Origin of the sequence: Mycobacterium sp. SMC-15, assembly GCF_045310925.1 — a bacterium.
GTDB lineage: Bacteria > Actinomycetota > Actinomycetes > Mycobacteriales > Mycobacteriaceae > Mycobacterium.
Genome location: NZ_JBJIAJ010000001.1, coordinates 469,842 through 486,407, shown reverse-complemented (window position 1 = coordinate 486,407; position 16,566 = coordinate 469,842). Strand labels below are relative to the sequence as shown.

The 16,566-nt window shown below is 69.5% G+C and carries 17 protein-coding genes; 11 read left to right on the top strand and 6 right to left on the bottom strand.

What is annotated here, in order from left to right:
- Window positions 1–146: 146 nt before the first annotated feature.
- Window positions 147–1,520: a PPE family protein, SVP subgroup gene (locus ACJH71_RS02360; protein ID WP_406756413.1), complete on the top strand. Its 1,374-nt coding sequence runs from the start codon at window positions 147–149 to the stop codon at window positions 1,518–1,520.
- A gap of 119 nt (window positions 1,521–1,639) precedes the next feature.
- Window positions 1,640–3,208, top strand: a complete 1,569-nt coding sequence (locus tag ACJH71_RS02355; protein WP_406756412.1) for a PGRS repeat-containing protein — start codon at window positions 1,640–1,642, stop codon at window positions 3,206–3,208.
- 29 nt (window positions 3,209–3,237) lie between these two features.
- Here ACJH71_RS02355 and ACJH71_RS02350 read toward each other — a convergent pair whose 3' ends face one another.
- From ACJH71_RS02350 to ACJH71_RS02335, 4 genes are all read right to left on the bottom strand, one after another.
- The gene (locus ACJH71_RS02350; protein WP_406756411.1) at window positions 3,238–4,689 is read right to left on the bottom strand and encodes a PPE domain-containing protein; all 1,452 of its coding nucleotides are present in this window, start codon (window positions 4,687–4,689) and stop codon (window positions 3,238–3,240) included.
- A gap of 132 nt (window positions 4,690–4,821) precedes the next feature.
- On the bottom strand, window positions 4,822–6,024 hold the full coding sequence (locus ACJH71_RS02345; RefSeq protein WP_406756410.1) for a JmjC domain-containing protein: 1,203 nt from the start codon (window positions 6,022–6,024) through the stop codon (window positions 4,822–4,824).
- 5 nt (window positions 6,025–6,029) lie between these two features.
- Window positions 6,030–6,410 (bottom strand): nitroreductase family deazaflavin-dependent oxidoreductase, encoded by a 381-nt coding sequence (locus tag ACJH71_RS02340; RefSeq protein ID WP_406756409.1) that lies wholly within the window; start codon window positions 6,408–6,410, stop codon window positions 6,030–6,032.
- A gap of 3 nt (window positions 6,411–6,413) precedes the next feature.
- The gene (locus tag ACJH71_RS02335) at window positions 6,414–6,797 is read right to left on the bottom strand and encodes a nitroreductase family deazaflavin-dependent oxidoreductase (protein WP_308486911.1); all 384 of its coding nucleotides are present in this window, start codon (window positions 6,795–6,797) and stop codon (window positions 6,414–6,416) included.
- A gap of 92 nt (window positions 6,798–6,889) precedes the next feature.
- Here ACJH71_RS02335 and hemL point away from each other — a divergent pair, with 92 nt between their 5' ends.
- The 7 genes from hemL (at window position 6,890) to ACJH71_RS02300 (ending at window position 14,272) form a co-directional block, all read left to right on the top strand.
- A complete protein-coding gene (gene hemL / locus ACJH71_RS02330; RefSeq protein ID WP_406756408.1) occupies window positions 6,890–8,209 on the top strand; it encodes a glutamate-1-semialdehyde 2,1-aminomutase in 1,320 nt (439 codons plus the stop codon).
- Window positions 8,209–8,817 carry a histidine phosphatase family protein gene (locus ACJH71_RS02325; RefSeq protein ID WP_406756407.1) on the top strand — a complete coding sequence of 203 codons (609 nt, stop codon included), beginning with the start codon at window positions 8,209–8,211 and terminating at the stop codon, window positions 8,815–8,817. Before hemL ends, ACJH71_RS02325 begins: the two co-directional genes overlap by 1 nt.
- A gap of 2 nt (window positions 8,818–8,819) precedes the next feature.
- Window positions 8,820–9,410 (top strand): TlpA disulfide reductase family protein, encoded by a 591-nt coding sequence (locus tag ACJH71_RS02320; protein ID WP_406756406.1) that lies wholly within the window; start codon window positions 8,820–8,822, stop codon window positions 9,408–9,410.
- A complete protein-coding gene (locus ACJH71_RS02315; protein WP_406756405.1) occupies window positions 9,407–10,186 on the top strand; it encodes a cytochrome c biogenesis CcdA family protein in 780 nt (259 codons plus the stop codon). Before ACJH71_RS02320 ends, ACJH71_RS02315 begins: the two co-directional genes overlap by 4 nt.
- Window positions 10,186–11,871 (top strand): cytochrome c biogenesis protein ResB, encoded by a 1,686-nt coding sequence (locus ACJH71_RS02310; RefSeq protein WP_406756404.1) that lies wholly within the window; start codon window positions 10,186–10,188, stop codon window positions 11,869–11,871. Before ACJH71_RS02315 ends, ACJH71_RS02310 begins: the two co-directional genes overlap by 1 nt.
- Window positions 11,872–12,849: a c-type cytochrome biogenesis protein CcsB gene (gene ccsB, locus ACJH71_RS02305; RefSeq protein ID WP_406756403.1), complete on the top strand. Its 978-nt coding sequence runs from the start codon at window positions 11,872–11,874 to the stop codon at window positions 12,847–12,849.
- An 85-nt stretch (window positions 12,850–12,934) separates the two neighbouring features.
- Complete coding sequence (locus tag ACJH71_RS02300) at window positions 12,935–14,272, top strand: MinD/ParA family protein (protein ID WP_406756577.1); 1,338 nt, start codon at window positions 12,935–12,937, stop codon at window positions 14,270–14,272.
- A 17-nt stretch (window positions 14,273–14,289) separates the two neighbouring features.
- Here ACJH71_RS02300 and ACJH71_RS02295 read toward each other — a convergent pair whose 3' ends face one another.
- On the bottom strand, window positions 14,290–14,439 hold the full coding sequence (locus ACJH71_RS02295) for a hypothetical protein (RefSeq protein WP_406756402.1): 150 nt from the start codon (window positions 14,437–14,439) through the stop codon (window positions 14,290–14,292).
- 70 nt (window positions 14,440–14,509) lie between these two features.
- Between ACJH71_RS02295 and ACJH71_RS02290 the strand changes: the two genes are divergently transcribed.
- On the top strand, window positions 14,510–14,812 hold the full coding sequence (locus tag ACJH71_RS02290; protein WP_406756401.1) for a DUF4229 domain-containing protein: 303 nt from the start codon (window positions 14,510–14,512) through the stop codon (window positions 14,810–14,812).
- Between the two features lie 63 nt (window positions 14,813–14,875).
- Here ACJH71_RS02290 and ACJH71_RS02285 read toward each other — a convergent pair whose 3' ends face one another.
- Window positions 14,876–15,745: a 1,4-dihydroxy-2-naphthoate polyprenyltransferase gene (locus ACJH71_RS02285; protein WP_406756400.1), complete on the bottom strand. Its 870-nt coding sequence runs from the start codon at window positions 15,743–15,745 to the stop codon at window positions 14,876–14,878.
- 14 nt (window positions 15,746–15,759) lie between these two features.
- Here ACJH71_RS02285 and ACJH71_RS02280 point away from each other — a divergent pair, with 14 nt between their 5' ends.
- A complete protein-coding gene (locus ACJH71_RS02280; protein WP_406756399.1) occupies window positions 15,760–16,554 on the top strand; it encodes an S-methyl-5'-thioadenosine phosphorylase in 795 nt (264 codons plus the stop codon).
- Window positions 16,555–16,566 lie beyond the last annotated feature (12 nt).

Here is a 16,566-nt window from a genome sequence, read left to right as displayed (position 1 = left end):
AGCGTGCGCATGTGACCGGCATCTCGACGCCAGGCCGGACGGGCCTCCGCAAATCCGGAATGCTCGGTCAACTGCTCGCTTTTCAGCTACAAATACACACACGCGCTTTCATGCGCCCGGTGTACGCCCCAGGGAGGGGGTCGGTGATGAATTACGCTGCCCTGCCACCGGAGATCAACTCGTTGCGCCTCTACACCGGACCGGGCTCCGCCCCGATGCGCGCCGCCGCCGCTGCCTGGGGCGGACTCTCCGCCGAACTGCACTCGGCGGTCGCGTCGTACGAGTCGGTGACGGCTGAGCTGACGGCCCAGGCCTGGCTGGGGCCGGCCTCGGAGGCGCTGACTCGGGCCGCGGCGCTGTATGCGGCCTGGATGACCGCCACCGCGGCACAGATCGACCAGACGACGGCGCAGGCGAACGCGGCGGCCGCAGCCTATGAGGCGGCGCACAGCGCGACGGTGCCGCCCTCGGTGGTGGCGGCCAACCGAGCCCGATTGCTGCTGCTGATCGCCACTAATGTCTTGGGCACCAACACCGCCGCGATCGCCGCCAACGAGGCCGAATACGGCGAGATGTGGGCCCAGGATGCTGCCGCGATGTACGCCTACGCCGCGGCGTCGGCCGCTGCCACCGGGCTCACGCCGTTCCAGAAGCCACCGCAGACCAGCAATCCCGCCGGACCGGCCAGCCAGGCTGCCTCGGTCGGGGCCGCCGAGGCCACCTCGTCGTCGTCCGACGTCCAGTCCCTGCTCAGCCAGCTGGCCTCGGGGATCTTCGGCTCACCGAACAACGCTCTGCTCCAGACAGCGGCGGCCACGCTGCCCGGGATCGCGCAGGGCCCCGAGGACCTGCTCGTGTGGCCGAGCCTGTCCGATCTGTTGGGCGTCAGCGCGGTGTCGATGCTCTCGGTGGTGATGTCTGCAGGCGCCTGGGCTGCGGGGGATGCCAGCACCCGGGAGATCTTGTCCGAACAGGACCAGTTGCGGATGGTGGAGTACGAGATCCTGCGCAACATCGACCTGTTCTCCCCGTTGACCCCGTCGCGGCCGATGGTGCCCGGGGCGCTGTCGATGTCGGCGGCGATGGGCGAGGCGATCACGGCCGGGAACCTGTCGGTGCCGATCAACTGGGCCGCCAACGCCCCGGAGATCCGGACCCTGTCCTACACCAAACCGCTGGCCGGACCGGGCTTCGGCGGTGCGCCGCCGGCATCGCTGGGCGCCGCCGGCACCGCGTTCAGCCAGATGGCGCTGGCGGGCATGGGGGGCAGCGCCCTGGCGGGCTCGGTCAGCCGCGGCCGTGGGGGTGCCGATGCGGAATCGTCGGCCAGGGTAGCGACGCCGCAACGCGCGGTGGGCGAATCGGCGGCAGATTCGCCGACCGGTGACACCGAGGGCGGCCCCGGCCCGTCGATGATGGGTATCGCCGCGGAGATCCGCGAATTCGCCGAGCTACGCGACCGTGGCTTGATCACCAACGACGAGTACAACGAACAGAAGATGCGCCTGTTGGGGCGTTAAACATATTCCGCGTTTGCGGTGATATTTCCGACTAAGTTCCGCCCTTGTGGCTCCAAGCCTCGGTGGTTAAGCTCCCGCTCACTCAGTTGTTGTCCGGGGGTCAGGCGAAGGGGCGGGGAATGTTCATTGGCGGTCGCAAGGGGCGTCTCAGCAGGAACCGTCACGCCGTCGCCTCGGCGACCACGGTGGGGGCGTGCTTGGCGTTGGGGGTGGTGCCCGCGGCACCGGCGAGCGCCGACTTCGACGACCTGTTCGGGTTCGATCAGCTTTTCGACCCCGCGAGCCTGGGAGCCTCGGCGTTGCCCGAGCCGGTCGATGCCACCGATGCGCTGGATCTTTCGCAGGTGGTGGGCAACGACATCTACACCTGGGCATCGGTGGTCGAGGTCGTGTTCGCCGGTCTGTTCCAGAACCAGCTTTACGCGACCGTTCACGACCTCGGTGAGATGTGGATCCAGGGCCCGGGGGCGCTGCTGGATCCGATCATCAACCCGCTGTTCGCCATCGACGGTGCCTGCGGCCTGATCTGCAACGGCGTGAACGGCACGGTGGATCACCCCGACGGTGGCGACGGCGGCTGGCTGTTCGGTGACGGAGGCAGCGGCTACAACCCGGGCGCCTCCGAAGACACCGAGCTCGGTGTCAACGGGGGGGACGGTGGCGACGCCAAGATGATCGGCAACGGCGGCTGGGGCGGCGATGGCGGGGCCAGTGCCGACGGCGGCGTCGGCGGTGTCGGCGGCTGGCTGATGGGCAACGGCGGTGACGGCGGCTGGGGTGGTGACGGGCTGGACAGCATCTCGGGCACCGCCGGCAACGGCGGTGCCGGCGGGCTCGGTGGCGACGCCATCTCGCTGTTCGGGGCGGGTGGACGTGGCGGTGACGGTGGGGACGGCGGCTGGGGCAACGCAGGCGGTGACGGCGGCAACGGGGGCGCCGCCGGCGACGGCGGCAATGCGGTGGCCGGCTTCGGCGGCCCGGGGGGCTCCGGAGGCTACGGCGGAAACGGCGGCGCGGGCACCGCCGAGCACCCGAGCGGCGGTAACGGCGGCGACGGCGGCGCCTCCGGAAACGCCGGCAACCTGATGATCATGGGCAATGCCGGACCCGGCGGCTTCAGCGCTCCCGGCGGCAACGGCGGCGACGGCCTGGCCGGATCAGCCCAGGGCAACGGCGGCAACGGCGGCCGCGGCGGCGACAGCGGCTCCGGCGGCTACGGCGGCAACCCGAGCCACGCTCGCGGCGGCGGTGCCGGCGGCAACGGCGGGGCAGCGGGATCGCCCACTGCCACCGCGGGCAATGGCGGTGACGGCGGCAATGGCGGCGACGGCATGCTCGGCCATCCCAACGGAGGTGAAGCCGGCGGAGGCGGCGCGGGCGGAACCGGTGGTGCCGGTGGCGCGGGAACGGCCGCTCACCCCGACGGCGGAGCCGGCGGGAAGGGCGGAAACGGGGGCAATGCCGGAGACGGTAACGCCGCGGCGGCGGGTGGCGCCGGGGGTACCGGAGGCGCCGGTGGTGCGAAGGCCGGGAGCGGATCGGTCGGGCCCGGCGGCCCGGGAGGCAACGGCGGTGACGGCGGGCAGGGGGTCCCGGGTGGAGCGGCCGGCAAGGCTGGCAGCGGTGGCGCCGGTGATCCGATCGGTGCTGCCGGCCAGCCGGGCAGTCCCGGCGAGTCCTACGGCTAGCCGATTGGCCGCTTGGCGCGCAGCCGAACTCAGGTGAGCTGATCCGGGTCTTCGGGAGTCTCCCAGGTGTGCGGCAGCATCGGTACGGTCGGGCCCGCGGCGCTCTCGGGCAGGGTGGTCAATCCGGTTACCGCAGAACCTTTTTCATGGCGAACGGTGCCCGGGAAACCCATCTGTCCCGCGCTACTCGCCGACGCTGCGATCGTGTCGGCCGGGTCGAGGTACTCGTAGCGGTTGCCGGGATCCGTCAAGGCCGTGCGCTGGCGACGTCGACGCGCCCGCTTGGCGGGAGCGGTGCCGGCCGCCACCGCCTCGGCCGCATCGCGGCGCTGATCCTGTGCAGGAGTGCTGGAACGAACTTTCATCCGCGCCCCGCTGGCCGGGCCGCCGCCCACCAGGTACGGGACGAACGCTGCCTCGGTGCCGGTGAACGGCGGCGGAAGAGGCGGAGCACCGGCGACGGTGGCGGCCGGGGCCAGCGTCGGCGGGGCCATGGCGGGAGGAGCGGCCGGTGCGGGGGCCGGCGGAGCCGACAAAGCCGGTAGCGCAGCGGCAGCGGGCACGGGCTGTGGTGGATTCAGGGCGGGCAGCGCCGGTGCGGCGGGCGCGGTGATGCCCGCCAAGCCGGCCAACCCGGTGACACCGGCGAATGCGCTCAGCGGTGACATGGGTGCCACCAAGCCGAGCATGGTCTCGGTCAGCGCCGTGACGGCCGGCGCCATCCCGAGCACGATCTCGCCCGCGTAGTGCGGAGCGATCGTCATCAGCACGGGATCGCTGATCAGGCTGGTGAGCGGGTTGTTGCTGGACAGGTCGGCTTGGATGGCCTCGTTGATCTCGGCGATCCGAGTGGTCCACCAGCTCTCCTGATAGATGTTGCCGAAGTCCTGGGTGGGCGCCTGGCCGGTCCGGTGGTGGTGGTCGCGATGTGTTGGGGTGTTGGGATTGAGCACCGTCGGCGCGGTCGACGCCGCCGGGGACGACGCCACCGCGGCTCCGGCCACCTCCTGATACGTCGACATCGTGGTGGCAGCCTGGACCCACATCCGGGTGTAGTCGGCCTCATTGAGAGCGATCGGAATCGCGTTGATCCCAAAGAAGTTCGTCGCTACCAGCACGGCGTGAATGGTGTGGTTGGCAGCCAGCTCGGCCAGCGTCGGCATGGCGGCCAGCGCGGAGGTGTAGGCGGTGGCGGCGGTCTGGTGCTGAGCGGCCAACGTCATGCTGTCCGCGCCGGCCTTCGTCAGCCAGGTCAGATACGGAACGTTTGCCGCCACATAGGATTCCGCGCTGGGGCCCTGCCATGATCCCGCCTGTACCGCCGAGAGCATGGTGGAAAGTTCCTGTGCCACGTCGGTGTATTCGGTGCTCAACGCATCCCACATCGCGGCGGCCGCCAGCAATGGTCCCGCGCCCGGACCGCTACTCAGCAGGGCTGAGTACACCTCCGGTGGTGACGCCATCCAGATCGGCTCCGTCATTGCCGCCTCTCGCGCGGGGAATAACCGAAGCTTAAACCTCAAATCTTGGCTATTTCCTGGAAGTTTCCTCGGAATGCGGGAATCAGATGCGGAATCGTCCGCATTTATGGAAGGCCATGTACCTCGGGCGGTTTATCGGGCGGGTGGACGCACCAGAAAGCCGCTCATGATCAGACTGCGGGCCAGCTCAATCTGTTGCGTCGCGGCCAGTCCGGGAAGCTCGCCGACCCGGAACGCCTCGGTGCGCTCCGAGGCAAATCGCATCGCGGCCTCGTGATCCGGGCGGGCGGTGACGATCAGCTGGGCGAACTGCAGGCCGACCCCGTCGGCCGTCGTGGTCACTCGCGAGTACAGCGGCTGTTGCTTGCGCACCCAGGTGTCGACGTCGAGCCCGACGGTGTCGCTGACCTGCCCGACGATCGGACAGCGGCCGCGCCGCACCAGGAAATCCTGCATGGCGCCAAGGCCCTCATCGAGGGAGTCGGGCGACTCGATCGCGGCCAGGCCGGCATGGATCAATGGGCCCAGGCTTGCCCGCACCTGCGCGTCATCTAAGTGCTTTGCCGGTAACCGGGTGTGCACGACGTCGTCGCGCAGACTCAACAGGTGCAGGGCGTGGGTCAGCAGCGTGAGCACCGTCGGGACGTGGATGCCGACGGTCAGGTGCACCGACGGTTCGCCGCCCGTCTCGGCGGAGTGCACTCGGCCTCGCGGCAGGTAAAGGGTGTCCCCGGCCTCCAGGTGCAGAGTCGTCGGCTCCGGAAGGCCGGCCGGGTCGACCTCGTACATCTGTTGCATCAGGTGTGGGGGTACCGGATCGTCGCCGTAGAAATACCAGGTCTTGCTGCCCTGGACCTGCAACACCAGTACGTCGTGGTGGTCGTAGTGCGGCAGAAAGCCGGTAGCGTCCGGCGGGGTGACGTAGGCGTTGACGTGGGTCGGAAAGTTCAGCTCGACCTCGACCCCGTGGGTCAGTGTCGACATGGGGCGCAGGTACTTCTCGATGTTGTTGCAGATGATCGTGTAGCCGCTGGCGGCCGCGGCGCGGACCCGTGCCACGTCGAGCGTTCCATCGGGCAGCGTGTACTGCTCGGGCGCCAGGTGATCGGCGCCGCGCACCAGGCGCACCGCGTCCGGCTCGGTGGCCAATGCCGCCAGTAGGTGCTCGACCGCCGACGGCCCGGCCAGCAGCCGCTCGAAGTAGGCGGGGCGGCCCCGGCCGATGTGGTGCGGGGCGGCACCCCACAGCTCGTCCAGGAAGACCCGCACCGTCACCGGCGCCAGCAGCCAGGCGAGCGCGGATTCCGGGGTCTCCGGAACGTCGAAGTCCGACACCGGCCTCAAGCGCGGGTGAGCAGCAAAGTGTGCGGCACCCCGGCGCGCCCGAGCAGCTGGCGCCACGGCGGTTTCAGCAGCTCGATTGCCTCCTCGGTCGGCACCACCTGCGGGTTCGTGACGGCGAACGTCTTCCCGCCGACCTTGACCCGCCCGCCATCGGCGGCCTGCAGATTCTTCACCCAGTCGCGGCCGGTTCCGTACGGAAGCAGCACCGCGACGCCGTCTGCGGTGTGGAACATCGAGACCGGGGTGCGGTAGGTCGCGCCGGAGCGCCGGCCGGTGTGCTCCACGATCGACCACATCGGCACCCAGCCGCAGATCGGGCGGAACAGCGGATTCGTCACAACCCGATTGAACCGGGCGCGCCGGTCCGAGAACTGCACCGCTCAGCCCTGCCGGGTGAGCAGCACCGCCTGCTCGAACGGCAGCCGAGCGAAGACCCGCCGCGCCCGCGGACTCACGTGCTCGGCCGCTTCTGCCTTGCTGACCACCCGCGGTTCGGTGACGCCGAAGGTCTTGCCGTGCCGACGCATGGTGCCCCCGCCGGCGGCCGTGATGTTCTTCAGCCAGTCGCGGTCCGGGCCATAGGTGAGCAGGATGGCCACCCCGCTATCGGTGCTGAACACGGTCAGGGGAGTGCGGAAGGGCTTGCCGGAGCGCCGGCCGACATGCTCGAGGATTCCGAACGTCGGCGCCCAGCCTGCCCACATTCGCTGGATCGGATTGGTGACATGCCGGTTGAACCGGGCCAGCCGCTGCGGTAGTTGCATGACTGCCATCCAACTCCGGCCTCCGACCCACTTCAACCCTCAACTACACCCTGTAGTCGAGTGACGTCGCGCGAGCTGGGACACTGGTCGCCGTGGGTAATGCGGATCGAGCCACGGCGGTATCGGAGCGGTTGTTCTCCGAGGCCTGCGCGGTGATCCCCGGCGGCGTCAACTCACCGGTCCGGGCTTTCGCGGCGGTGGGGGGCACACCCCGCTTCATCACCGAGGCGCAAGGCTGCTGGCTGACCGACGCAGACGGCAACCGCTATGTGGACCTGGTCTGCTCCTGGGGCCCGATGATCCTGGGTCACGCCCATCCCGCGGTGGTCGAGGCGGTCCGCGACGCCGTCGGGACCGGCCTGTCCTTCGGGGCGCCGACCCGCGGTGAGACCGAGCTGGCGACCGAGATCATCGCCCGGGTGCCGGCGGTGGACAAGCTCCGGCTGGTCAACTCCGGCACCGAAGCCACCATGAGCGCGTTGCGGCTGGCCCGCGGCTTCACCGGCCGGGCCAAGGTCATCAAGTTCTCCGGCTGCTACCACGGCCACGTCGACGCCCTGCTCGCCGACGCCGGCTCCGGGGTCGCCACTCTGGCGCTGCCGTCCTCGCCCGGGGTCACCGGCGCCACCGCCGCCGACACGATCGTGTTGCCCTACAACGACATCGACGCCGTCCGTAAGGCTTTCACCGAATTCGGCGACGAGATCGCCGCGGTCATCACCGAGGCCAGCCCCGGCAACATGGGCGTGGTGCCGCCGGCTCCCGGCTTCAACGCCGAACTGCGGACGGTCGCCAGCGAACACGGGGCGCTGCTGATCATCGACGAGGTGATGACCGGCTTCCGGGTGAGCAGAAGTGGTTGGTACGGCGTCGATCCGGTGGAGGCCGACCTGTTCACCTTCGGCAAGGTGATCAGCGGCGGGCTGCCGGCCGCGGCGTTCGGCGGCCGGGCCGAGGTGATGGACCGACTGGCCCCGCTGGGGCCGGTCTACCAGGCCGGCACGCTGTCGGGGAACCCGGTGGCCACCGCCGCCGGGCTGGCCACGCTGCGCGCCGCCGACGACGATGTCTACGCCGCGCTCGACAAGAATGCCGACCGGCTGACCGCGATGCTGGCCGAAGCGCTGACGGACGCGGGTGTGCCGCATCAGATTCCGCGAGCCGGAAACATGTTCAGCGTGTTTTTCGGCGAGCAGCCCGTTACCGACTTCGCCGCCGCCCGCACCAGCGAGACCTGGCGTTTCCCGGCGTTCTTCCACTCCCTGCTGGAAGCCGGCGTCTACCTGCCCTGCAGTGCGTTCGAGGCCTGGTTCGTCTCGGCCGCCCTGACCGACGAAGCATTCGAACGGATCGCCGCTGCGCTACCCGCCGCGGCGCGTGCCGCCGCCACCACCGGAGAGCCGAAACCCTGATGGCAGAAGAAACCCGCGTCCACCTGATCCGCCACGGCGAGGTCCACAATCCTGACGGGATTCTGTATGGCCGGCTGCCGGGTTTCCGGCTTTCCGACACCGGCCGCGCCCAGGCCGTCGCCGCCGCCGACCTGCTGGCAGGCCGCGACATCGTCGCGGTGATCGCCTCGCCGCTGCAGCGCGCCCAGGAGACCGCCGCCCCCATCGCAGCCCGGCACAGCCTGGCCATCGACACCGACGCTGACCTGATCGAGTCGGCCAACTTCTTTGAAGGCAAGCGTGTTTCACCCGGCGACGGCGCCTGGCGCAACCCGCGGTTCTGGTGGCATCTACGCAACCCTTTCACTCCGTCGTGGGGCGAGCCCTACGACCAGATCGCGGCTCGGATGGCCACCGCGGTGAGCAAGGCTCGCGCCCGCGCCGCCGGCCACGAGGTGGTGTGCGTCAGTCATCAGCTGCCGGTCTGGACCGCGCGCCAGCACCTCACCGGTAACCGGCTCTGGCACGACCCGCGCCGGCGCGAGTGCGGCGTGGGTTCGGTGACCACCTTGATCTACGACGGTGATCGTCTCGTCGACGTCGATTACCAGGTTCCGGCCGGCGGCTGACGATGCGGGCAGTGCTGATCGTTGGGGCAGTGCTGGCCGCGCTGGTCTCGGGCTGCTCGGTCGGCGACGACGCCGTCACCCACGGCGGCACCTTCGAGTTCGTCTCGCCCGGCGGCAAGACCGACATCTTCTACGACCCCCCCGAGACCCGCGGCCGGCCCGGCCCGATCTCCGGGCCCGACCTGATGGACCCAGCACGCACCATCGGCGTCGACGACTTCGTCGGCAAGGTCGTCGTCGTCAACGTGTGGGGGCAGTGGTGTGGACCCTGCCGTACCGAAATCAGCCAACTGCAAAAGGTTTACGACGACACCCGTGCCCAGGGGGTGGCGTTCCTGGGCATCGACGTCCGCGACCCCGAGCCGCAGGCGTCCCGTGACTTCATCACCGACCGACGCATCACCTATCCCTCGATCTACGACCCGGCGATGCGCACCATGATTGCGTTCGGCGGTCGCTATCCCTCGTCGGTGATCCCGGCGACCATGGTCCTCGACCGGCAGCACCGGGTGGCGGCGGTGTTCCTGCGTGAGGTGCTGGCCGAAGACCTGCAGCCCGTGGTGCAGCGGCTGGCTGCCGAGGCGGCGTCGTGAGCGGCTTCACCGCCACCGCCACCACCGGTCCGCTGCTGTTGGCCGTCGCCGTGTCGGCCTTGGCCGGGCTGGTGTCGTTCGCCTCGCCGTGCGTGGTGCCGTTGGTTCCGGGCTATCTGTCCTACCTGGCGGCCGTGGTGGGTGTGGACGAAAGCCCAAGGGCCGGGGCGCTCGAGCCCCCGCCGGGCGCGAGGTGGCGCGTCGCCGGGTCGGCGGCGCTGTTCGTCGCCGGGTTCACCGCGGTGTTCCTGCTGGGCTCGGTGGCCGTGTTGGGCATGACCACCACGTTGATCACCAATCAGGTTCTGCTGCAACGGGTCGGCGGCGCGGTGACGATTCTGATGGGCCTGGTGTTCATCGGCTTCGTTCCCGCGCTGCAGCGCCAACTCCGCTTCACGCCCCAGCAGCTGTCCACCGTGTTCGGGGCGCCGCTGCTGGGCGCGGTCTTCGCACTCGGCTGGACGCCGTGCCTGGGTCCGACGCTGACCGGGGTGATCGCGGTCGCCTCGACCACCGACGGCGCCGGGGTGGCGCGCGGCGTGGTGCTGGTGATCGCCTACTGCCTGGGCTTGGGCATCCCGTTCGTGGTGCTGGCCTTCGGGTCGGCCAGCGCGGTGGCCGGGCTGAGTTGGCTACGTCGGCACACCCGGGCGATCCAGGTCGTTGGCGGGGTGTTGCTGATCGGGGTCGGGCTCGCCCTGGTCACCGGGGTGTGGGACCACTTCGTGGCCGTGGTCCGAGATGGCCTGGTCTCCGACGTCAGGCTGCCGATCTGATGACCGCCACCACTTCGCTGCTCGCGTGGATCCGCAACACCTGGCGAGCACTGACCTCGATGGGCACCGCGCTGGTGCTGCTGGTGCTGCTCGCACTGGCCGCCATCCCGGGAGCACTGCTGCCGCAACGCAGCCTGAACGCCGCCAAGGTCGACGAGTACCTGGCGCTGCACCCGGTGCTGGGCCCCTGGCTGAACCGGCTGGAGGCATTCGACGTCTTCTCCAGCTTCTGGTTCACCGCCATCTACGTACTGCTGTGCGTGTCACTGATCGGCTGCCTGACGCCGCGGACCCTCGAGCATCTGCGCAACCTGCGCGCCACCCCGGTGGCCGCACCGCGCAACCTGTCTCGCCTGCCCAAGCACGCCACGACGCAGCTGGCCGGTGACGCCGACGAACTCGGCGCCCGGATGGCCGCGGAGTTGCGCGGCTGGCGTCGGATCACTCGCTCCGCGGACGGCCGTGGCGATCGCGAGCGCGGCGAAGCCGGGCGCAGCGGGTCGCCACCGGAAGGCACCGCCGGCGGCATTGAGATCTCGGCGGAGAAGGGCTATCTGCGCGAATTCGGCAATCTGATCTTCCATTTCGCGCTACTGGGGCTGCTGGCCGCCGTCGCCCTCGGCCGGATGTTCGGCTACGAGGGCAACGTGATGGTGATCGCCGACGGCGGACCCGGGTTCTGCTCGGCGTCGCCGGCCGCGTTCGATTCGTTCCGGGCCGGCGCCACCGTCGACGGGACCAAGCTGCACCCGCTGTGCGTGCGGGTCAACGACTTCACCGCCGATTACCTGGTCTCCGGGCTGGCCACCTCCTTCACCGCGCATATCGACTACCAGGCCGGGGAGGACCTGAGCGCCGACCAGTGGCGGCCCTACCAGCTGGAGGTCAACCATCCGCTGCGGGTCGGCGGCGTGCGGGCCTACCTGCAGGGGCACGGCTATGCGCCCACCTTCACCGTGACCTTCCCGGACGGTCAGACCCGCACCCAGACGGTGCAGTTCCGCCCGGACAACCCATTGACCCTGCTGTCGTCGGGCGCGATGCGCTTCGATCCCCCCGCCGGGGTCTACCCCGACGCCGCGGAGCGCCGCAAGCACCAGATCGGCATCCAGGGCCTGTTCGCTCCGACCGAACAGCTCGACGACCGGCTGCTGTCGTCGGCATTCCCCGCCATGAACGACCCCGCGGTTGCGATCGACGTCTACCGCGGTGACACCGGGCTCGACACCGGCCGGCCGCAGAGCCTGTTCACGCTGGATTCCCGGCTGATCGACCAGGGCCGGTTGAGCAAGGTGGCCCGGTCCAACCTCAAGGCCGGTGAACAGATCCGCCTCGACGACGGCACCAAGGTGCGCTTCGACGGTGCGGTGCCGTTCGTCAATATCCAGGTGTCGCACGATCCGGCCGAACTGTGGGTGCTGGTGTTCGCGATGACGATGATGGCGGGGCTGGTGGTGTCCCTGGTGGTGCGCCGCCGCCGGATCTGGATCCGGATCACGCCAGCGGAGTCGATGGGGCCGGGTCTCTCTTCGCGCGCTGGCGCGCCCTCATCGCCCCCGACCGAGCCCACGGGCCAGGCCGGTACGGTGAACGTCGAGCTGGGCGGGCTGGCTCGCACCGACAACTCCGGCTGGGGTGACGAGTTCGAGCGCTTGAGCACGAAGCTCTTCGGCAAGGAGACATAGGTGAATACGAGTCATATCGACATCGGGCTGGCGCGCTACTCCGACTGGGCGTTCACCTCGGCGATGATCGTGCTGGTCATTGCGCTGCTGTTGCTGGCCGTCGAACTGGCCTACAGCCGTGCCCGCACACCCGCCGAGGCCGAGCTGGTTTCCGCCGGTGGTGTGCGCCCCGACAGTGCCACCCCGGGCGTGGTGCTCCCCGCACGGCGCCGGCCCCTGGGCGAGCGGGTGGGCCGCGCCGGACTGGCCCTGGTCTACCTGGGCATCGCCCTGCTGCTGGCCTGCATCGTGTTCCGCGGCGCCGCCACGCTGCGCCCGCCGTGGGGCAACATGTACGAGTTCATCAACCTGACCTGCTTTTCCGGGCTGGTGGCGTCCGCCGTCGCCCTGCGCCGGCCGCAACACCGCAGCCTGTGGGTGTTCGTGCTGCTACCGGTGCTGATCCTGCTGACGGTCTCCGGCCGCTGGCTCTACGCCACCGCCGCCCCGGTCATGCCGGCGCTGCAGTCCTACTGGCTGCCGATCCACGTGTCGGTGGTCAGCATCGGCTCCGGGGTGTTCCTGGTGGCCGGGGTGGCCAGCATCCTGTTTCTGATCCGCTCGACGCGTCTCAGTGACCCCGACACCCCGGGAGCCCTGGCTCGGATGGTGCGCCGGCTGCCCGATGCGCAGACCCTCGACCGCATCGCCTACCGGACCACCATCTTCGCCTTCCCGGTGTTCGGCTTCGGTGTGATCTTCGGCGCGATCTGGGCCGAGGGGGCCTGGGGCCGCTACTGGGGCTGGGACCCCAAGGAGACGGTTTCGTTCATCGCCTGGGTCGTCTACGCCGCCTATCTCCATGCCAGGTCGACGGCGGGGTGGCGCGATTACAAGGCAGCGTGGATCAACGTCGTGGGCTTCGCGGCGATGATCTTCAACCTGTTTTTCGTCAATCTGGTGACCGTGGGCCTGCACTCGTATGCCGGAGTCGGCTAATCCAGCTGACAGTTTCCTTTATGACAGCTGCGCTACCCTGCGGTTACCGACGTCCATTGACGTCCTAACCAGTGTGACAGGGGAGATACAAGTGTCCGACCATGCACCCGGTGATGTCACTGCGAGCCATGACGTGACGGATCATCCGACCACCCAGTTCCGGCCCCTTCAGCACGTCAGTGAGGCGGCTGACGGCTCCGCGGACGCTTCTGAGCCCGGGGCCAGCGGGTCGTTCAACCAGCGGCCGGAGGGAGACGAGACCCGCTCTTTCGGCGGTTTCCGCACCGAGCGCCGGTTCTCCGAACCGGTCGACCCGTGGCCGTCGGCGCCCGCGGAGACCTCGTCGCAGCAACAGCCCTGGAACGGGGGCGCGTCGACCACCTGGGTTCCGCAGCCGATGGAGAACCCCGCTCCGGTCTACTTCGGCGGCAGCGCCGGCGGTGCCGGGCAGGCCCCGTACCGTGCCTCCGAGCCCATCGCCCCGTTCTCAGATCTGTCCACCACCTCGTTGTTGCGGCAGGTCAAGCCGCCGCCGACGTCGGGCTGGCGCCGGCTGCTCTATGTGCTGTCCGGCCAGCTGATCAATGTCGGCGAGAGCCCGCGCACCATCCGTTTCAACGACTTGGTGGTGCAGGTGAACCGGCCCCTGCAGGGCTGCCACCGCATCGCGGTGCTGTCCCTGAAGGGCGGTGTCGGCAAGACCACCACCACCGCGACGCTGGGGGCCACATTCGCCTCCATCCGCGGTGACCGCGTGGTGGCCGTGGACGCCAACCCCGACCGCGGCACGCTGAACCAGAAGGTGCCGATGGAGACGCCGGCGACCGTGCGTCACCTGCTGCGCGACGCCGACGGCATCCAGCGCTACAGCGATGTCCGCAGCTATACCAACCAGGGCCCCAGCCGCCTGGAGGTCCTCGCCTCCGACAGCGACCCGGCGGTCTCGGAAGCCTTCAGCGCCGAGGACTACGCCAGCACGCTGCAGGTGTTGGAGCGGTTCTACAGCTTGGTCCTCACCGACTGCGGCACCGGTCTGATGCATTCGGCCATGTCGGCGGTGCTCGCCAAGGCCGACACCATGATCGTGGTGAGTTCGGGCTCAGTTGATGGCGCCCGCAGCGCCTCGGCGACGCTGGACTGGCTCGACGCGCACGGTCACGAGGACCTGGTGCGCAATTCGATCGCGGTGATCAACGCGGTGCGGCCCCGCTCAGGCAAGGTCGACATGCAGAAGGTGGTCGACCACTTCTCGCGGCGCTGCCGCGCGGTGCGGTTGGTGCCGTTCGACCCGCACCTGGAAGAAGGCGCGGAGATCGATCTGATGCGGCTGAAGCGAGAGACCCGCGAGGCGCTCGTCGAGCTGGCTGCGGTGGTTGCCGAGGCATTCCCCGGCGACGACCGGTTCAACCAGCACTTCGTGTAGATCGGGGTTCGGCAGCCCTAGGGCTGGTTGTCGCCGTGACTGATCCGCCAGAGGAACTCTGGGTCGTCGTCCGGTCCGATCACGCGGGTCTTCGGCCGAGCACGAATGGTACGCAGGCTGAGGTACAGCAGCGTTCCCAGAGTCAGGACGAGGAGCAGGTAGAGCACTCGCGACACCTCCTGGCGCCGAATATACCGTTAGCGTCGTTCTCGCCGGTCCGGCCCGCCAGTAGGCTTGATGACCGTGGCGACAGGTCGGGCCCCGATGGGCCGAGCGGTACTCGATGTGGCGATGTACACGGCGGCGCGGCTGGCGCTGGTGGCTGTGCTGACGGCGGTGATCTACGGGCTGGGCCGGCTGCTCGGGCTCAGCGATTTCCCGCCGATCATCGCTGCGATGCTGGCGCTGATCGTCGCGCTGCCGTTGGGGATGTGGCTCTTCACGCCGCTGCGTAAGCGCGCGACCGACAGCCTGACCGTGGCCGGCGAGCGTCGGCGCCTTGAACGCGAGAAACTTCAGGCCCGACTCCGCGGGGAGTAACCACCCCGTTGACTCTGCGCTGATGGCGAGAAAGTGCGAGTAACCCGCGCCCTGAGCGCAGAGTCAGTGCAGCGATAGCGCCGTCGCCTCCGCGATCGCCCACACCAGCATGGTCAGTCCGGTGTCGCGCAGCACCGGAATCAATGCGGCGCCGCCGAGCCCGGAGCGCACCGGGGCCGCGGCCCGCAACGCCAGTGGCGTGGCGATAAACCCCACCGCACACCACGGGGTGGCCCGCATCAGGGCCAGCGTCAGCACCCCGGCCAGCGCCACCAGCAGCTGAAACAGCACCCGGGTGCGGGCGTCGCCGAGGCGTACCGCCAGGGTGATCTTGCCGGCCGGTTTGTCGGTGGCGATGTCGCGCAGATTGTTGGCCACCAGCACCGCCGACGACAGGGCGCCGACGCCCACCGCCAGTGCGCCGCCGACCCAGTCCACCCGCAGGGCCTGGGTGTACTGGGTGCCCAGCACCGCGACCAGGCCGAAGAACACGAACACCGCGATCTCGCCGAAGCCTGCGTAGCCGTACGGGCGTGACCCGCCGGTGTAGAGCCAGGCCCCGGCGATGCAGGCCGCCCCCACGATCAGCAGCCACGGTGCGCTGACCAGGGCCAGAGCCAAACCGGCCAGGGCTCCGACCGACAGCGCGGCGATCGCTGCCGTCAGCACCGCGCGCGGGCTCGCCAACCGGGCGCCCACCAGGCGCACCGGGCCGGTCCGGTCGTCGTCGGTGCCGCGGATGCCGTCGGAGTAGTCGTTGGCGTAATTCACCCCGATGATCAGCGCCACCGCGACGGTCAGCGCCAGCAGCGCCTTCCACCAGACCGCGGCGTCCAGCCATGCGGCCGCGCCGGTTCCGGCGATCACCGGAGCGATCGCGTTGGGCAGGGTGCGGGGACGAGCCCCCTCTATCCACTGTGCGAAGCTGGCCACCGCACGATCCTTGCATGCGGGAGGAGCAGAGGTTGCTGGGCGTGATCGGCGGTAGCGGTTTCTATTCGTTCTTCGGTGACGATGCGCGCCGCGTCCGTTGCGAAACGCCCTACGGGGCGCCCAGCGCGGAGATCACCATCGGGGCTGTCGGCGGCCACGAAGTGGCGTTTTTGCCGCGGCACGGGGCCGCGCACGAGTACTCGGCCCACACGGTGCCCTATCGGGCCAACATGTGGGCGCTGCGGACGCTGGGCGTGCGACGGATCCTCGCGCCGTGTGCGGTCGGCAGCCTGACTCCGGAGCTGCCCCCCGGCTCGGTGGTGGTGCCCGATCAACTCGTCGACCGCACTCGGGGTCGCGCCGACACCTACTTCGATGACGGCGGTGTGCACGTCGAGTTCGCCGACCCGTACTGCCCGACGCTGCGGACCGCGGTGAGCGGCCGGCCCGACGTCGTCGACGGCGGAACCATGGTGGTGATCCAGGGGCCGCGATTCTCCACCCGCGCCGAAAGCCAATGGTTCGCCACGGCGGGGTTCCGGCTGATCAACATGACCGGATATCCCGAATCGGTGCTGGCTCGTGAGCTGGAAATGTGTTATGCCGCAGTAGCTCTGGTCACCGATTTAGATGCCGGTATCTACGTGGGCGGTGGCGTGAAGGCCGTCGACGTGTTCGCGGAGTTCCAGAAGAACATCGAGCCGTTCAAAAAGCTGGTGCACGAAGCGATCGAGCAGATCGACGAAGAGCGGACCTGTACGCACTGCTTGCCACACGAAGGCATTCAGTTGCCGTTCGAGCTGCCCTGAATCAACGCTGCG